At 73.7% G+C, this 15,916-nt stretch carries 11 protein-coding genes; 8 read left to right on the top strand and 3 right to left on the bottom strand.

All coding sequences use genetic code 11. From position 1 onward, the window contains the following. Positions 1 to 75 precede the first annotated feature (75 nt). A complete protein-coding gene (locus ACGF07_RS03000) occupies positions 76 to 804 on the top strand; it encodes a TetR/AcrR family transcriptional regulator C-terminal domain-containing protein (protein ID WP_392894836.1) in 729 nt (242 codons plus the stop codon). A gap of 210 nt (positions 805 to 1,014) precedes the next feature. Here ACGF07_RS03000 and ACGF07_RS02995 read toward each other — a convergent pair whose 3' ends face one another. After that, a complete protein-coding gene (locus ACGF07_RS02995) occupies positions 1,015 to 1,647 on the bottom strand; it encodes an MBL fold metallo-hydrolase (protein WP_392894835.1) in 633 nt (210 codons plus the stop codon). A gap of 314 nt (positions 1,648 to 1,961) precedes the next feature. Next, positions 1,962 to 2,525, bottom strand: a complete 564-nt coding sequence (locus ACGF07_RS02990) for a hypothetical protein (RefSeq protein ID WP_392894833.1) — start codon at positions 2,523 to 2,525, stop codon at positions 1,962 to 1,964. Positions 2,526 to 2,842: 317 nt separating this feature from the next. On the opposite strand from ACGF07_RS02990, the gene ACGF07_RS02985 reads away from it, so the two are divergent. Beyond that, positions 2,843 to 3,202 carry a hypothetical protein gene (locus tag ACGF07_RS02985; RefSeq protein WP_392894831.1) on the top strand — a complete coding sequence of 120 codons (360 nt, stop codon included), beginning with the start codon at positions 2,843 to 2,845 and terminating at the stop codon, positions 3,200 to 3,202. Between the two features lie 608 nt (positions 3,203 to 3,810). Here the strand turns inward: ACGF07_RS02985 and ACGF07_RS02980 are convergent. Then, positions 3,811 to 4,455 carry a TetR/AcrR family transcriptional regulator gene (locus ACGF07_RS02980; RefSeq protein WP_392894829.1) on the bottom strand — a complete coding sequence of 215 codons (645 nt, stop codon included), beginning with the start codon at positions 4,453 to 4,455 and terminating at the stop codon, positions 3,811 to 3,813. Positions 4,456 to 4,789: 334 nt separating this feature from the next. Here ACGF07_RS02980 and ACGF07_RS02975 point away from each other — a divergent pair, with 334 nt between their 5' ends. The 6 genes from ACGF07_RS02975 to ACGF07_RS02950 all read left to right on the top strand — a co-directional run bounded on the left by ACGF07_RS02975 (position 4,790) and on the right by ACGF07_RS02950 (position 15,754). Then, positions 4,790 to 6,040, top strand: a complete 1,251-nt coding sequence (locus tag ACGF07_RS02975; RefSeq protein WP_392894827.1) for an FAD-dependent monooxygenase — start codon at positions 4,790 to 4,792, stop codon at positions 6,038 to 6,040. 428 nt (positions 6,041 to 6,468) lie between these two features. After that, a complete protein-coding gene (locus ACGF07_RS02970; protein WP_392894825.1) occupies positions 6,469 to 10,560 on the top strand; it encodes a Pls/PosA family non-ribosomal peptide synthetase in 4,092 nt (1,363 codons plus the stop codon). A gap of 149 nt (positions 10,561 to 10,709) precedes the next feature. Then, positions 10,710 to 12,095 carry a M1 family metallopeptidase gene (locus ACGF07_RS02965; RefSeq protein ID WP_392894824.1) on the top strand — a complete coding sequence of 462 codons (1,386 nt, stop codon included), beginning with the start codon at positions 10,710 to 10,712 and terminating at the stop codon, positions 12,093 to 12,095. 103 nt (positions 12,096 to 12,198) lie between these two features. After that, positions 12,199 to 13,620 (top strand): serine hydrolase domain-containing protein, encoded by a 1,422-nt coding sequence (locus ACGF07_RS02960; protein ID WP_392895527.1) that lies wholly within the window; start codon positions 12,199 to 12,201, stop codon positions 13,618 to 13,620. A 335-nt stretch (positions 13,621 to 13,955) separates the two neighbouring features. Then, complete coding sequence (locus tag ACGF07_RS02955) at positions 13,956 to 14,786, top strand: GNAT family N-acetyltransferase (RefSeq protein WP_392894823.1); 831 nt, start codon at positions 13,956 to 13,958, stop codon at positions 14,784 to 14,786. Beyond that, entirely contained in the window at positions 14,783 to 15,754 is a 972-nt protein-coding gene (locus ACGF07_RS02950; protein WP_392894821.1) for a lysophospholipid acyltransferase family protein, read from the top strand. Before ACGF07_RS02955 ends, ACGF07_RS02950 begins: the two co-directional genes overlap by 4 nt. The last annotated feature ends 162 nt before the right edge of the window (positions 15,755 to 15,916 follow it).

Below are 15,916 nucleotides of genomic sequence, written 5' to 3'. Positions count from 1 at the left end.
TTTTCTTACACCGCAAGAGTTGTCAAGGGTCCAGCCGGACGTCCCCCGAGCTGACCCGGTACCAAGGAGGAGCCGATGCCGAGCCGACGCACACGCCCCAGGACGGGCCTGACCCGCGAGAAGGTCATCGACGCCGCCATCGCCTACGTCGATGAGCACGGCCTCGCCGCGCTCTCCAACCGCAAGCTCGGCGCGGCGCTCGGCGTCGAGGGGATGACGCTCTACTACTACGTCCCCAGCAAGGCCGCCCTCCTGGACGGCATGGTCGAGCGCCTGCTGGAACTCTCCGCCGGGGACCTCTTCGCCGCGCCCAGCGGACCGTGGACGGACGTGGTCCGCGACTTCGCCGTCGCGCTGCGTCGGATGCTGCTGGACCACCCGGCGATGCTCACCGTCCTCGCCACTCGCCCGGCCGCCACCCCGGCCTCACTGGCCCTGCTCGAACGCGGCATCACCGTGCTGCGCGACGACGGCGTTCCCCTGGCCGATGCTCTCGACGTGCTGAACTCCGTGGTCCGCTGGACCCTCGGACACGCCCTGGCCGAGGTCGGCGAGACACCCCATCACGAGGGCACCGAGCCCCAACCCGAAGAGTTCTCAGCCCTGGACCGCGACACCTATCCTCACCTGGCGCGGGCCTTCGCCACCGGCGAGGGCCTCGACTCCGAGCAGTGCTTCCACCGCACCCTCCGCATCCTGCTCGCGGGCTACGCCGCCGAGTTGGAGCGCGCGAAGCAGGGATTCGCCGAATCGGAGTCCGCGAAGGGACCGCACCCACGACCAGCTGGGAGCGCGGGTCAATAGCGAGCAGGCCACTCTGCTCCAGGGCGGCGGCGGCCCCTGCCTTGCCTCGGCGCGGCGGAAGACCTGGCGGAGACGACGGCAGGCGCTGGCAGGGCCGGGGGCGCAGTTCATGTGCCCTCCACTCCGCGCGCGTGCCGGTCACCGGTTGCCGCTTGCCGCTTGCCGCTTGCCGCTTGCCGCTTGCCGCTTGCCGCTTGCCGGGACACGCTCCTATCGGATTGCCACGGACTCCCCGACCGGGATGCGCGCGTACGCGGTGCCGCCCTTGAAGTCCAGCCAGCCGTCGAAGTACTCCTGGCCGAGCTCGTTGAGCGTGGCGTCGTGGATCGGGAACGCCCGCTCCGGCCGCACCGCCCGCACGAAGTCCAGCGCCTCGGAGAGCTTGAGCCAAGGTGCGGCGGCCGGCACGAGCAGCGTCTCCACCGGCGACGGCGGGACGAACAGCGAGTCGCCCGGGTGGTAGAGCGTGCCGTCGATGACGAACCCGACGTTGGCGCAGCCGGGCAGCCCGTCGTAGATCTCGGCGTGCGTCCCGCCCACGACGTCGACGGCGAAACCGGCCGCCGTGAACCGCTGCCCCACCTCGACCGCGACCGCCGTGCCACCCAGCTCGGGGGCCGCCTCGATCGCTGCCGACGGCAGGTACACCCGGAACGCGGAGTTGCGCCGACCCGCCGCCACGAGCTTGGCGACGTCGAGGTGGTCGGGGTGCTCATGGGTCACCAGCACCTCGTCGACGCCGTCGAGCGCTTCGGCCTCCGAGAACGTCCCCGGGTCGATCACCAGAACCCGGTCGTCCGCCTCCAGGCGCACACAGGCGTGGCCGTACTTGGTCAAACGCATGCGCCCACTATCGCAGGGACAGTCGAAGGCGAGACCCCGTTCGACGAAGTCCGCCGCGAAGAGATCAGGCCCTCCCGCAGCGTGACAACCAGCTCGAACCGCTTGCTTCCCACCACGGATATCGGTCCTGCCATGGCATCCCATGGCAGGACCTGTCGGGGCGCTACGGGCCATGGGGGACGGCCGACCGGGCTTGACGCTCTGAGGCAGCAGCGCTTCCAGCACGGCCCATGGGGTGGCCGTCAGATCTCCTCGGGCCATGGGGCACGATCATCGCACGACCTTGATCCACTTCTGGCGGCGGGCAGCTTCCCTCAGCCGCTCGTCGGCGACGGCTCCGCCGGTGGCGGCTCGGGTGAGTAGCGAGCGCCACGGGCGTTGAAATGCGCCAGGTGGTAGGTGACACCGTCGAGGCGCAGTTCCATGGGGGGAGGATCGGTAACCAGGTGGGCCCGACCGCGCTGGCCGTCCACCTGAGCCGCCATCTTCGGCGTGTTCCAGGAGCGCGCCCAGTTCTCTGCCTGTTCCGGGGACCACAGGGAGCGGGTGCCGAACTCCTTCTCGTCGCCAGGTTCTGCTGCCGTCAATGCCCTTACCAGCGCTGGGCTGTAGACGGCGCGGACCCGGAAGTTCACGAGAAATCGACTTTTGATCACGATCCGCATGTAACGACGGCTGTTGCCCCGACGGCGTCCAGCCACAATGACGCTCTCGCCACCGTCTCCCCAGGCCGGCGGTGCGATCCACACCTTCGCCCCCGGCGCGAAGTGCCGGATCCCCCTGCGAATCTCGAGCCCGCCTTCACCGTGGCTGGTCTCCGGGGCGACATTTGCCACAACGCACACGCCCAGCGGCTCGGGTCCGGTTCCATCCGTCATGGTTGCCATCATCGCCCAGCGCACGCGTAGTGGCGTGACCTTTTCTGTGGGCCGGGTTCGCGGCACAAGGTCATCACGATACTGGGACCGTGCTGGTCACAGCCATCAACGAGTGGCTTTGACCAGCACTTTTCAAACGCGCCCCAGGTGCGGGCGGGCTGTCCTGCCTGGCATCATGGATCCCATGATCATGTGTCGAAAGGCCGATGCCGCATAGACGGCCACGCGCGCTGCGCGCTGAACGACCGGTCGCCCGCGTCTGGGGGCCGGCTCCTCCGCTCCGGATTCACGGACTCTCCGCCGAGGCGAGCTTGGCTGTGCACCGGGTCGAGTACCTGAGCAACAGCTTCTACCTACACCTGGGCGCCACCGACCGGGCATTGCGGCGATACCGCATGTTCCTGCACCCGCCGGGACGACGTCCTCTGTACCCGCAGGAGTCGCATTGCTCGTGCCCGTCGTGTTCCTTCGACGATGTCCGGCATGCGCGCGACGTGCTGGAGGAGATCCTGGAGAGACTACCGAAGCGGGCTCACGCCGAACTCGGCCTGCTTGTGGAGCCTCTGGATACGGTGTTCTTGCGCCGCACCCTGCCCGACCCGTTCGCCTACCGGCGTGAGTGGCGCACGGAGTTCTGGTGGTACCGCCGCCTGGCTGACACGTCGGAGTGGGGATGAGCGGACCCTCGATCGGCCCCGTACCGAAATGGGGTGATCACGGCCACGGCTGTTGTGATCACGGCGCACCTGTTCCTTGATAGCCCCTTCGCGCGGGGCCGAGCCCGCGCGAATTTCCACAAGCTAATGACAGTCCTCCCCGGGACGGCGCTGACACCGCGTGGCTGGGCGGCCCTGGAGTCCTCCGCTGAAGGATCGGGTCCTGCTGGTTGCGGCGTACCGACGGACCAACCTGACGCTACGACCGCTCCTGCCACTCTTCAGCGTGTGCGAGTCGGCGGCCGACCGCATCATCGACCTCGTCGACCCCTGCTGGCTCTCAAGCCCCGACGCCGGTTCCCCACGGACGCAGGGCTGATCGTCGAGGGCACCCCGCCCCCACCCCCGACCACGCCATCGCGGAGAAGTCGAAGAACCACGGGTCCTCCACCGATCACCGGGTCGTCGTCGACGCCCACCCGGCTGGTCGTCGCGGTCGCACACGGTTGCCGTTTTCGGGCAGCCGGAACGGCCGTAGAGCATGGGCCGAGTTCGGCGCCAAGGCCTTCTCCAGGCCGCACGGTCCAGGTCTGCCGCGATGGGCGAGACTGCTCAGCCACTGCCGAAGATCAACTGCGGAGCAGCCCTTGGCCTCCGGTCGCGCCACGCAGGGCCGCAGCCACCAGTCCGTGGATCTCGTCCGCCCCGGTCTCCCCGCCGCCCACCAGGCGGTCGAAGACCAGGCCATCGATGCAGGCCAGCAGCGTGGTGGTCCGTCCGTCGGGGTCGGCCACTCCCTGGTCCGCGAGGAAGGTGCGGACGACGGCCCGCCCCGCGTTCTCGCGCGGCACGAGGATCTCCCGCAGTTCGGGGTCGCGTACGCTCTCCACCGCGCAGGCGTACCGCGCGAGCGAGCGCCGGCGGCCCTCGCCGGTCAGCCGGTGGTGCATCAACTCAAGGATGCCGCTGACCAGTTCGTCCGTGGTGCGGATCACGGCCCGCTCCCCCATGGCCTGCAGCTCACCCTGGTCCAGTTCGACCAGCCGCCGCACCAGGGCGGTGAGCAGCGCCTGTCTGGTCCGCAGATAGGCGGAGGTGGTGCCGACCGGCAGTCCGGCCGCCGCATCCACCGCCCGGTGGGTCAGTCCCCGCACACCCGCGTCCGCCAGCACGGCGATCGCCGCGTCCGCCAGCGCGGTCCGGCGGTCCGGGCGACCGGCCCGACCCACAACACCCCGGCGCTGCCCGCGCTCCTGCTCCTCATCTCGCCGCATCCCTCCTTTCTACCGGGTCCGGCCTGGGCATCGCCCTTCCCGGTGCTGGCGGGGCCGTCGGCAGACCTCCCGCTCGGCCGCATCGGGCCGGTCGACGCCGCGGCCTCGCGAGGGTTCACCGGTGGACCGGCGGCGCGAGGGGCCGGGGGGCCCTGTCATTTCGGGGTGGTCGGGCGGACGAACGGCTACCGCGCAGCCCTTCTCCGCGACCGGTTGCCGGTACCGGCCGAGCCCCGCCCGGTCCACCCAACCCCCGCCCGGCCGTCGGACGAGCCCGTAGTACGCTCCTTCTACAGGTGTAGAAAACACTGCGACGACACGGGAGGGACCGGGCATGGGCAGCAGCAACGCGGTGGTGGTCGGCGGCGGGATCGGCGGGCTGGCGGCCGCGATCGGGCTCCGACTCGCGGGGTGGGACGTGACCGTGATCGAGCGGGCCGCCGTTCTGGACGACGCCGGCGCCGGGATCTCCCTCCACGCCAACGGCATGCGGGCACTGGCGCTCCTCGGCGTGGACAAGGCCGTCGAGGCGGCCTCACGGCGCCAGTACACCGGCGGGACCCGGACGCCGGACGGCCGTCGGCTCGCCGTGATGGACGGCAGGGCGCTGGAACGGGAGCTGGGGTCACCGATCGTCGGCATCCCGCGCGCCGACCTGCACCGCATCCTACGCGAGGCCCTTCCCGCCGAGTCCCTGCTCATCGGCGCCGAGGTGACCGAGGTCGACACCTCCCGGCCCGGCCGGGTCGCAGTGACCTCCACCCGCACCGCCTCGGCGGCCGGCTCCGCGAGCACCGACCCCCTGAACGCCGGCTCCCCGAACACCGGCCATCCGGCTGCCGATGTCCTGGAGGCCGACCTCCTGGTGGCCGCCGACGGCATCAACAGCCGGATCCGGCGCCGCCTCTTCCCCTCCCACCCCGGCCCGGTGTACAGCGGCTCGACGGTGCTGCGGGCGATCACCGAGCGCGCGGTCGACGGGTTGTCCGCCGACTTCGAGCTGACCTGGGGCCACGGCGCCGAGTTCGGCCACATCGCCTTCCCGGACGGCCGGGCGGAGTGGCACGCCGTGCTCAACGCCCCGGCCGGGGTCCGCTACCGGGATCCGCTGACGGAGGTGCGCCGCCGCTTCGCCGGCTGGCACGCCCCGATCTCCGATCTGCTGGCCGCGACCCGCCCGGAGGGCGTGCTCCATCACGACGTCAACGAACTGGTCACCCCGCTGCCCTCGTACGTCTCGGGCCGGATCGCCCTGCTGGGCGACGCCGCGCATGCCATGACCCCGCATCTCGGACAGGGCGCCTGCCAGGCCCTGGAGGACGCGGTGACGCTCGCGGCGGCGGTCGCCGAGGGGCCGACGGTCGAGGGCGCGCTCGCCCGCTACGACGCGGTGCGCCGCCCGCGCAGCCAGGCCGTGGCCCGCGACGCCCGCCGGGCCGGTCGGATGGGTCAGCAGCTGGCCAATCCGCTGGCGGTCGGCCTGCGCAACGCCGCGATCCGGCTCACCCCGCCCGGGGCGATGGTCCGAACCGTCCTGAAGCACGCCGACTGGACGCCGCCCCGGATCGCTCCCCGCGCCGCCTAGCCATGGCATCGCGCCGCACCGCAACGCGCCGCACCACCCCGTACGGCGAGGCGCACTGCACCCCCTTCCGACACGGCGGGCCCGGGAAATGGCCGAAATGCCGGGCCCGCCACTCGAAGGGAGCAGCATTCCCTGTGGCATGGATCACGCACCGAGATGCCACCTGACTGTCCGTCAATATCGATGACGCCTCGTCACATCAAGCCCCGTGCGCCGATTTTGGGTGCTGATGACTCGTCAGATCGAGCCACTGCGAGCCCAGTTGGACCGAAGCTGCGTTCCTGCCGGACCGGATGGGCGGAGCTACCATCGGTCGGGTTGTCCGCTCCGGCCCTGGAGTGGGGTCACCCGGCCGAGCGGTGCTCCCACCGCCCCAGGGGCCGGGCATCGGTCGGAACGGGGCGAGGACGAGGAGCGCACGGGCTGCCATGACCGCTGAACCGATCCATCTGGAGCAGTACACCGGGCCGCCGCAGGCCGAGCCGACGCGCGCGCTGTTCCCCGGGCCGCCGCAGGCCGAGCCGACGCGCGCGCTGTTCCCCGGGCGTCCGGCCGCCGCGCCGCGCACCCTGGTCGACGTCCTGGACACCACCGTGCGCGCCCACCCCGACGAACCGGCCCTGGACGACGGCCGCACCGTGCTGAGCTACCGCGCCCTGGCCGCCGAGGTGGAGCAGCTGCGCCGCCGACTGGCCGCCGCCGGAATCGGGCCGGGAGACCGGGTGGGCGTGCGGGTGCCCTCCGGCACCAACGACCTGTACGTCTCGATCCTCGCCGTGCTGGCCGCCGGGGCCGCCTACGTCCCGGTGGACGCGGAGGACCCGGACGAGCGCGCCCACCTGGTCTTCGGCGAGGCGCAGGTCGCCGCCGTCCTCGGCGCCGAGCGCGCCATCAGCATCGCGCACACCTCGAACGACGCCATCGGCGTCACGGGCACCCCGAGCGACGCCACCGGCATCACGGGCACCCCGAGCGACGCCACCGGCGTCACGAGCACTCCGACCGCCGCCACCGGCATCACGAGCACCCCGACCGCCGCCAGGAGCACCCCGGCCACCACCGGTTCCCGGGAGCCCCTGGCGCCCGCGCGCCGCCCCACCCCGGACGACGACGCCTGGATCATCTTCACCTCCGGCTCGACCGGGAAGCCCAAGGGCGTCGCCGTCACCCACCGCAACGCCGCCGCCTTCGTCGACGCCGAGGCCGCGCTCTTCCTCCAGGAGGAGCCGATCGGCCCCGGGGACCGGGTCATGGCCGGCCTGTCGGTCGCCTTCGACGCCTCCTGCGAGGAGATGTGGCTGGCCTGGCGGCACGGCGCCTGCCTGGTGCCCGTGCCCCGGTCCCAGGTGCGCAGCGGCGCGGACCTCGGCCCCTGGCTGGCCGAGCAGGAGATCACCGTGGTCTCCACCGTCCCCACCCTCGCCGCGCTGTGGCCCGCCGAGGCGCTCAACGAGGTCCGGCTGCTGATCTTCGGCGGCGAGGCCTGCCCGCCCGAGCTGGTGCAACGGCTGGTCACCGAGGGCCGGGAGGTGTGGAACACCTACGGCCCGACCGAGGCCACCGTGGTGGCCTGCGCCGCGCTGCTGACCGGCGCGGGCTCGGTGCGGATCGGCCTGCCGCTGGACGGCTGGGACCTCGCGGTCGTGGACGAGGCCGGCGAGCCGGTCCCCGTCGGCGGCACCGGGCAGCTGGTGATCGGCGGGGCCGGCCTGGCCCGCTACCTGGATCCGGAGAAGGACGCCGAGAAGTACGCGCCGCTGGCCTCGCTCGGCTGGGAGCGGGCCTACCGCAGCGGCGACCTGGTCCAGGCCGATCCGGCCGGCCTGCTGTTCCTCGGCCGCACCGACGAGCAGATCAAGCTCGGCGGCCGCCGGATCGAGCTCGGCGAGGTGGACGCGGCGCTGCAGGCGCTGCCGGGCGTGGCGGGCGCCGCCGCGGCCGTCCGGACTGCACGCGGAGGCAATCAGCTGCTGGTCGGCTACCTGGTGGTCCAGGACGGCTTCGACCGGGAGCGGGCGGTCGAGCGGCTGCGCGCGGAACTGCCCGCCGCCCTGGTCCCGCTGCTCGCCCCGGTGGACGCCCTGCCCACCCGTACCTCCGGCAAGGTCGACCGGAACGCGCTGCCGTGGCCACTGCCCGATCTGGAGGCCGCCGGGCCGAGCGAGCAGCTGTACGGCACCGAGGCGTGGCTCGCCGAGCAGTGGGCCGAGATCCTCGGGGTGCAGGTCGCCAGTGCCCGGGACGACTTCTTCGCGATCGGCGGCAGCAGTCTGGCCGCCGCCCGGCTGACCACCCTGCTGCGCTCCCGCTACCCGAGCGCCGCCGTGCTGGACATCTACCAGCACCCCACGCTGCGCAAGCTCGCCCGGCACCTGGAGCGTACGGCCCCCGAGGGCGGCGAGGCCCGTACCGTCACCCTGGTGCCCACCCGGGCCAAACTGCTGCAGCTGCTCCTGCTCGTCCCGCTGTTCACGGTGGTCGGCCTGCGCTGGACGGTCGCCCTGCTGGCCGCCGGGAACCTGCTCTCCCACCTGGGCGACTACCCGTGGGCGCCCACCGCCTCCTGGTGGGCGGTCGGCGCGGGTGTGCTCGCGCTGTACACCCCGCCGGGGCGCCTCGCGATCGCGGCTGGCGGCGCCCGGCTGCTGTTGCGCGGTCTGCGCCCCGGCCGGTATCCGCGCGGCGGCGCGCTGCACCTGCGGCTCTGGGCGGCCGAGCGGCTGGCCGAGCTGAGCGGTGCGACCTCGCTGTCCGGCGCCTGGCTGGTGCGCTACGCCCGCGCGCTGGGTGCCAAGGTCGCGCCCGAGGTGGACCTGCACTCGCTGCCGCCGGTCACCGGGATGCTCAAGCTGGGCCGGGGCTGCGCCGTCGAGGCCGAGGTGGACCTGTCCGGCTACTGGCTGGACGGCGACCGGTTGGAGGTCGGCCCGGTCAAGGTCGGGTCCGGCGCCGTGGTCGGCACCCGCTCGACCCTGCTGCCGGGTACCCGGATCGGCAAGCGCGCCCAGGTGCTGGCCGGCTCCAGCGTCACCGGCCAGGTGCCGACCGGGCAGCGCTGGGGCGGGGCGCCCGCGGTCAAGCTGGGCCGGGCGGAGCGCACCTGGCCCAAGGAGCGTCCGTCGCGCCGGGCCCATTGGGCCGCCCTGTACGGCGCGGGCGGCGCGGTGCTCAGCCTGCTCCCGGTGCTGCCGGCCGTGGCCGCGCTGGCGGTGCTCTCGTGCTTCGTCGACCAGGGCGCGGACCTCGGCCGGGCACTCGGCGGCGCGCTGCTCGGGCTGCTGCCGGCCACCCTGGCCTTCGGTGCCGGGTACGCCGCGCAGCTGGTGGTGCTCGTACGGCTGCTGAGCATCGGGCTCGTGCCGGGGGTGCACCCGCTGCACGGCCGGGTCGGCTGGCAGGCGTGGGTGGTCACCCAGCTGATGGACCGGGCCCGCGAGGTGCTGTTCCCGCTGTACGCCGGGCTGGTCACCCCGCTGTGGCTGCGCGCGCTGGGGATGCGGGTCGGCCGGGGCGCCGAGGTGTCCACGGTGCTGGCGCTGCCCAGTCTGACCACGGTCGGCGACGGCGCGTTCCTCGCCGACGACACCCTGATGGCGCCGTACGAGCTGGGTGGCGGCTGGATGCGGCTCGGCGAGGCGAAGGTCGGCGAGCGGGCCTTCCTCGGGAACTCGGGGATGACCGCCCCGGGCCGCTCGGTGCCCAAGCGGGGCCTGGTGGGCGTGCTGTCCGCGACGCCGGAGAAGGCGAAGAAGGGCGGTTCGTACCTGGGCATGCCGCCGATGCGACTGCCGCGCGCGGCGGACGAGGCGGACCAGAGCCTGACCTACGAGCCGCCGGCCCGGCTGCTCTGGGCGCGCGGGCTGGTCGAGCTGGGCCGGCTGGTGCCGGTGCTGGCCTCGGGCGCGTTGGGTCTGCTGACGGCGGCGACGCTGGCCCGGCTGGCGACGGCCTGGTCGCCGCTCGGCGCGGCCGTGGTCTCGGGGCCGGTGCTGCTGGCGGCCGGCGGCGTGGCCTGCCTGGTCGCGGTGGCGGCGAAGTGGCTGCTGGTCGGACGGTTCCGCGCGGTGGAGCACCCGCTGTGGAGCGGCTTCGTGTGGCGCAACGAGCTCGCCGACACCTTCGTTGAGGTGCTGGCGGTGCCGTGGCTGGTCGGCGCGGTGCCCGGCACCCCGGTGCTGAACCTGTGGCTGCGGGCGCTCGGCGCAAAGGTCGGCCACGGCGTGTGGTGCGAGAGCTACTGGCTGCCGGAGGCCGACCTCGTCACCCTCGGGGACGGAGTGAGCGTCAACCGGGGCTGCGTGCTGCAGACGCACCTCTTCCACGACCGGATCATGCGGATGGATACTGTGGTCCTCCGCGAGGGCGCCACCCTGGGCCCGGGCGGGATCGTGCTGCCCGGCAGCACGGTCGGCGCGCGCAGCACGCTGGGCCCGGCGTCGCTGGTGATGCGCGCCGAGTCCGTCCCCGCGGACACGCGGTGGCTGGGCAACCCGATCGAGGCGTGGCAGGCGACGTCGTGACGGCCCCTCCGCCTCCGGCCGGCCCGACCACCACGGCGTGGGCCACCCGCACGACCACGTCGACGACCACCTCGACGACGACTTCGACCACAACTCCTCCGACCACTCCACCGACCACCCGTCCCGGCCCGCAGGGAGCGCCCGTCCCCGTGAAGTCCAAGCACGTCCCGCCGGCCGTCGGCGGCCCGGACCCGTACTTCCCCACCAGCGGCGACCACCGCTACCGGGTGCACCGCTACGAACTCGCGCTGGACTACCGGCCCGGGCCCAACCGGCTGGCCGGCTCGGCCCGGCTGAGCGCGGTGGCGAACACGGCCCTGGCCGAGTTCGCGCTCGACCTGGCCGAGTTCCGGATCGGGCGGGTGCTGGTGGACGGCAAGGCCGCCCGCTACACCCACCGCGGCGGCAAGCTGCGGATCCGCCCGGCGAAGGCGCTCGGGGCAGGCGCCGTCTTCACGGTCGAGGTGCACTACACCGGCAACCCCCGGCCGGTGCGCAGCCCGTGGGGCGGCCTCGGCTGGGAGGAGCTGACCGAGGGCGCGCTCGTGGCCAGCCAGCCGGTCGGCTCGCCGTCGTGGTTCCCGTGCAACGACCGGCCCGCGGACAAGGCGACCTACCAGATAGCGGTCACCACGCCGTCCCCGTTCACCGTGGTGGCGAGCGGACGGCTGCTCACCCGGACCACCCGGGCCTCCAGCACCACCTGGGTGTACGAGCAGAGCGCGCCGACCTCGCCGTACCTGGTGACGGTCTCGATCGGGCACTACGTGCCGGTGCCGCTGACCGCGCGCCCGGCGCAGCCCGGCACCGGGCAGCACCCGCACGCCGGCGCCGGGCACCTCCCGCAGGCCGGGCACGTGTCCCAGTCCGGCTACGTGCCGCGGCCACTGGTCGAGGCCTTCACCCGGGACTTCGCCCGGCAGCCGGAGATGATGGCGTACTTCACCCAGGCCTTCGGGCCGTACCCGTTCGGCGAGTACGCGGTCGTGGTCGCGGACGAGGAACTGGACGTCCCGGTCGAGGCCCAGGGCGTGGCCACCTTCGGCACCAACCACCTCGGCGGCGGCTGGGACCGCGAGCGGCTGATCGCCCACGAGCTGGCCCACCAGTGGTTCGGCAACAGCGTCTCGATCGCCGACTGGCGGCACATCTGGCTCAACGAGGGCTTCGCCAAGTACGCGGAGTGGCTCTGGTCGGAGCACGCCGGCGGTCCGGCCGCGGCCGTGCACGCCGCCGCCGCGCACCGGCTGCTGGCCGGGCTGCCGCAGGACCTCCGGCTCGTTGACCCGGGCCGCAAGCTGATGTTCGACGACCGGCTGTACCAGCGCGGCGGCCTGGCGGTGCACGCCCTGCGGCGGGCACTCGGCGAGGACGCCTTCTTCGCCATGCTGCGGGACTGGACGGGGGCCAATCGACACGGTGTGGTCGCCACCGCCGACCTGCTCGCCCACGCCTCCCGCTACACCGCGGCTCCGCTCGGCCCGCTGTTCGAGGCCTGGCTGGAGCGTCCCGAGCTCCCGGCCCTGCCCGCCTGAACCTGAAGCGGCGTCCGCTCCTGTGGCTTTCACGGCTCCTCCTGCTGCTCCGGGGCACCGCGGCTTCGAAGCTCCGGGGCTGGGCTACTGTCCGTCCATGTCGATGACCTCAGACGATCAGACGGCCGACCAGCCCGCTGTCCAGCTGGACGATCAGCTCGACGAGCTGCTGCCCGCCACCCGCCGTGCCCTGCTGCACCGCATCGCCGTCGCCCAGCGCGAGGGCCGTACGCCCTCCCTGGTCGCCGGGGTGGTCCGGGACGGGCGGCTGGTGTGGAGCGGCGCCCGGAGCATGGTCGACGGGCACGCGCCGACCCCGGACGTCCAGTACCGGATCGGTTCCCTCACCAAGACCTTCGTCGCCGTGCTGGTGCTGCGGCTGCGCGACGAGGGCCGGCTCGGCCTCGACGACCCGCTGGGCCGCCACCTGCCCGGCACCGCGGCTGACGGCGTGACCATCGCCCAGTTGCTCGCCCACTCTGCCGGGCTGGCCGCCGAGACGCCCGGCCCCTGGTGGGAACGGACCGAGGGCACGCTGCGGCCCGAACTCGCCGACCTGCTGGAGCCGGAGGGCTCGCTCAAGCACCCGGCCGGCCGACGCCACCACTACTCCAACCCCGGCTACGCCCTGCTCGGCGCCCTGGTGGAGGAACTGCGCGGCGAGCCCTGGGGCGAGGTGCTGCGCCGGGAAGTGCTGGCGCCGCTGCGCATGGACCGCACCACGCTGCTGCCCCGGCACCCGCACGCCGGCGGCTTCGCCGTCCACCCGTGGGCCGACGTCATGCTGCCCGAACCGCTCACCGACACCGGCCGGATGGGACCCGCCGGCCAGCTCTGGTCCACCGGCGCCGACCTGGCCCGTTGGGCCGCCTTCCTGGCCGGCGGCAACGACAAGGTGCTGGGCGCCGAGTCCCTCGCCGAGATGCGCCGACCCGCCGTCGGACCGGACGACGCCGCCTGGACCTCCTGTTACGGCTTCGGTCTGCAACTGCGCCGCGAGGGCGGCCGGTTGCTGTACGGCCACTCCGGCTCGATGCCCGGCTTCACGGCGGGCCTGTGGGTCAGCGAGGACGACGGCCTGGCCGGGTTCGCCCTGTCCAACGCCACCAGCGGCGCCAACGCCCCGCAACTGGCCGCCCAGCTGATCAGCATCACCGCGGAGCACGAACCCCGGCTGCCCGAACCCTGGCGGCCGCTGCCCGACGTGGACGACGAACTGCTCGCCCTCACCGGCCCCTGGTACTGGGGCGCCGCGCCCCACCTGCTGCGGCTGAAGGCCGACCGCGTCCTGGAGCTCACCGAACTGACGGGCGGCCGCCGGGGCTCGCGGTTCCGGCCGCGGCCGGACGGCACCTGGATCGGGCTGGACAACTACCACGCGGGCGAGACCCTGCGGGTGGTCCGGCGCGCCGACGGCACGGCCGGCCACCTGGACGTCGGCTCCTTCGTCTACACCCGCGAGCCCTACGGACCGGCCGAGGCCGTCCCGGGCGGCGTCGACCCCCAGGGTTGGCAGGCGTTCTGAGCCCACCGGGCGCCGCTGGGACGGCTCCCCGACGGCTCCCCGACGGTGGTGACGGCGGGGGTGGCGCTGACGGCGGGGACGTGCGATGCAGGTGTGCGCCCCCGTTGTCCACCTCGCGCCAACGACCAGCCGGTGCCCGGCAGATGACCGGCAGGCCAAGGGTGGTCCCATTCAACAGGTGCACATCTGCGCTCCGCCGGGCCGCAACGTGAATGCCAACCGGCTCGGAGAGACATACGGTGACCGGTTCGCGTCCATGCCCAACCCCTGCGGGCCGGGACGGTGCCCTGGTACATCCACGGCACCGCCGACCGTGCTGCCCTGGAGGGTCCGCCATGACCACCGTCCCCACGTACGCTCCGTCCGCAGTCGTCCCCGCCCACGACGCCCCGGCGGTCCCCGCGCCTCGCCGCCGGCCCACCACGGCCGCCTACACCGTCGGTCTCGCCCGCGACGAGGACGACGTGCGCGCCGCCCAGCGGCTCCGGCACCAGGTCTTCGCCGCCGAACTCGGCGCCGTCCTGCACAGCCCGGTCGCCGGGCTCGACGTCGACCCCTTCGACGAGTACTGCGACCACCTGCTGGTCCGCGAGGGCGACGCCGGCGCCGTGGTCGGCACCTACCGGCTGCTGCGCCCGGAGGCCGCCCGACGCGCCGGGCGGCTCTACTCCGACGGCGAGTTCGACCTCTCCGCGCTCGCACCGGTGCGCCCCGGCCTGGTCGAGCTCGGCCGCTCCTGCATCCGCCCCGACCACCGGGGCAACGGCGCGGTGATCAACCTGATGTGGGGCGGCATCGCCCGCTACCTCGCCGACACCGGCAACACCTGGGTCGGCGGCTGCTGCTCGATCGACCTTGAGGACGGCGGTGCCACCGCGGCCCGGGTCTGGGACACCGTCCGCACCAAGCACCTCGCCCCCGAGCAGTACCGGGTCACCCCGCACCGCCGCTGGGACGCCGAGGGTGTTCCGCGTGCCGAGCGCGGCGCCCTGCCCGCCCTGCTCCGCGGCTACCTGCGACTCGGCGCCTGGGTCTGCGGCGAGCCCGCGTACGACCCGGACTTCGGCTGCGCCGACCTCTACGTGCTGCTGTCGCTGGAGCGCACCGACCCCCGCTACCTGCGGCACTTCCTCTCCGGAGCCCCCGCGTCGGGCGCCTCGTCATGAGCGTGTGGCTGCCGACCGCCCCCTGCCGGCCGGAGACCTGCCTGAGCGAGCGGGCACCGGAGGTCTCCCACCTCCGCCGAGTGCTGCGGCTGGCCGCCTGCCTGACCGCGGTACTGGCCGGGCTGGTGCTCAGCCTGCCGGTACGGCTGCTGCCGTACGGCGCCCGGGAGGGGCTGATCCGGTGCTGGGCGCGGGTACTGCTGCGCACCCTCGGCGTGACCGTCCACCTGAGCTCGTCCGGCGCTCACGGTTCCGCCGGTTCCGCTCATTCCGCTGATTCCGTCGGATCCGCCGGTCCGGTCGGATCCGCGTGGTCCGTTGGATCCGCCGGTTCCCTCGGATCTCCCGAGCCAGGCGGATCGGGCATCAGCGGACGCACGGCCCGCGGCGCGGCCAGCGGCACGGTCGGCGGCGGCGGAGCGCTGGTGGTGGCCAACCACGTGTCGTGGCTGGACATACCCCTGCTCGCGGCCGGGCGGCCCGGTCGGTCGCTGGCCAAGACCGAGGTCCGGCAGTGGCCGGTCCTCGGCCACCTGGTCGCCTGGGGCGGCACCGTGTTCCTGGAACGCGACCGGCTGCGGACCCTCCCGGACACGGTGGCTGCGGTGGCCGAGGTGCTGCGCTCGGGGCATTCCGTGATCGTCTTCCCGGAGGGCTCGACCTGGTGCGGCCGGGAGAGCGGACGGTTCCGGCCGGCCCTGTTCCAGGCCGCGGTGGACGCGGGTGCGTTCGTCCAACCGGTGACGATCCGGTACCGGCTGGCGGACGGACAGCCCACCAGCGCGCCCGCCTTCGTCGGCGACGACGGACTGCTCACCTCCCTCGCCCGGGTGGTCGCCGTGCGCGGCCTGGTCGCGGACGTCACGTTCCTGCCGCCGATCCCGCCGCCCCGGCCGCAGTCCACCCGGGCGGGAGCCCGACGGGAACTGGCCCGCGCGGCCCAGGCCGCCGTGGAGGGCATCCGGTGACGGTGTTCCGCCGGGCCCCCGCAGACTGGTGACGGTCGCCCGGGTCGTTCCGGTCCGCGCCGGGCGCGAGGCCGGACCGGTCCCGCCCGGCGGTCGACCCGGTCAGCATGCCCACCCTGAAGGGGGCAGCTGACCGGACCGGTGCCGACCGACGGTGGCGGG

Origin of the sequence: Kitasatospora sp. NPDC048194 (genome assembly GCF_043202455.1) — a bacterium.
Taxonomy (GTDB): domain Bacteria; phylum Actinomycetota; class Actinomycetes; order Streptomycetales; family Streptomycetaceae; genus Kitasatospora.
The sequence above is the reverse complement of the archived record's forward strand: the minus strand, read 5'-3'. Positions and strand labels throughout refer to the sequence as shown.

Excerpts from the sequence above, each read along its gene's own strand:
- ACGF07_RS02950 (WP_392894821.1), top strand. The coding sequence starts at position 14,783 with ATGAGCGTGTGGCTGCCGACCGCCCCCTGCCGGCCGGAGACCTGCCTG.
- ACGF07_RS02975 (WP_392894827.1), top strand. The coding sequence starts at position 4,790 with ATGGGCAGCAGCAACGCGGTGGTGGTCGGCGGCGGGATCGGCGGGCTG.
- ACGF07_RS03000 (WP_392894836.1), top strand. The coding sequence starts at position 76 with ATGCCGAGCCGACGCACACGCCCCAGGACGGGCCTGACCCGCGAGAAG.
- ACGF07_RS02990 (WP_392894833.1), bottom strand. The coding sequence starts at position 2,525 with ATGACGGATGGAACCGGACCCGAGCCGCTGGGCGTGTGCGTTGTGGCA.
- ACGF07_RS02995 (WP_392894835.1), bottom strand. The coding sequence starts at position 1,647 with ATGCGTTTGACCAAGTACGGCCACGCCTGTGTGCGCCTGGAGGCGGAC.
- ACGF07_RS02970 (WP_392894825.1), top strand. The coding sequence starts at position 6,469 with ATGACCGCTGAACCGATCCATCTGGAGCAGTACACCGGGCCGCCGCAG.
- ACGF07_RS02955 (WP_392894823.1), top strand. The coding sequence starts at position 13,956 with ATGACCACCGTCCCCACGTACGCTCCGTCCGCAGTCGTCCCCGCCCAC.
- ACGF07_RS02960 (WP_392895527.1), top strand. The coding sequence starts at position 12,199 with ATGACCTCAGACGATCAGACGGCCGACCAGCCCGCTGTCCAGCTGGAC.
- ACGF07_RS02980 (WP_392894829.1), bottom strand. The coding sequence starts at position 4,455 with ATGCGGCGAGATGAGGAGCAGGAGCGCGGGCAGCGCCGGGGTGTTGTG.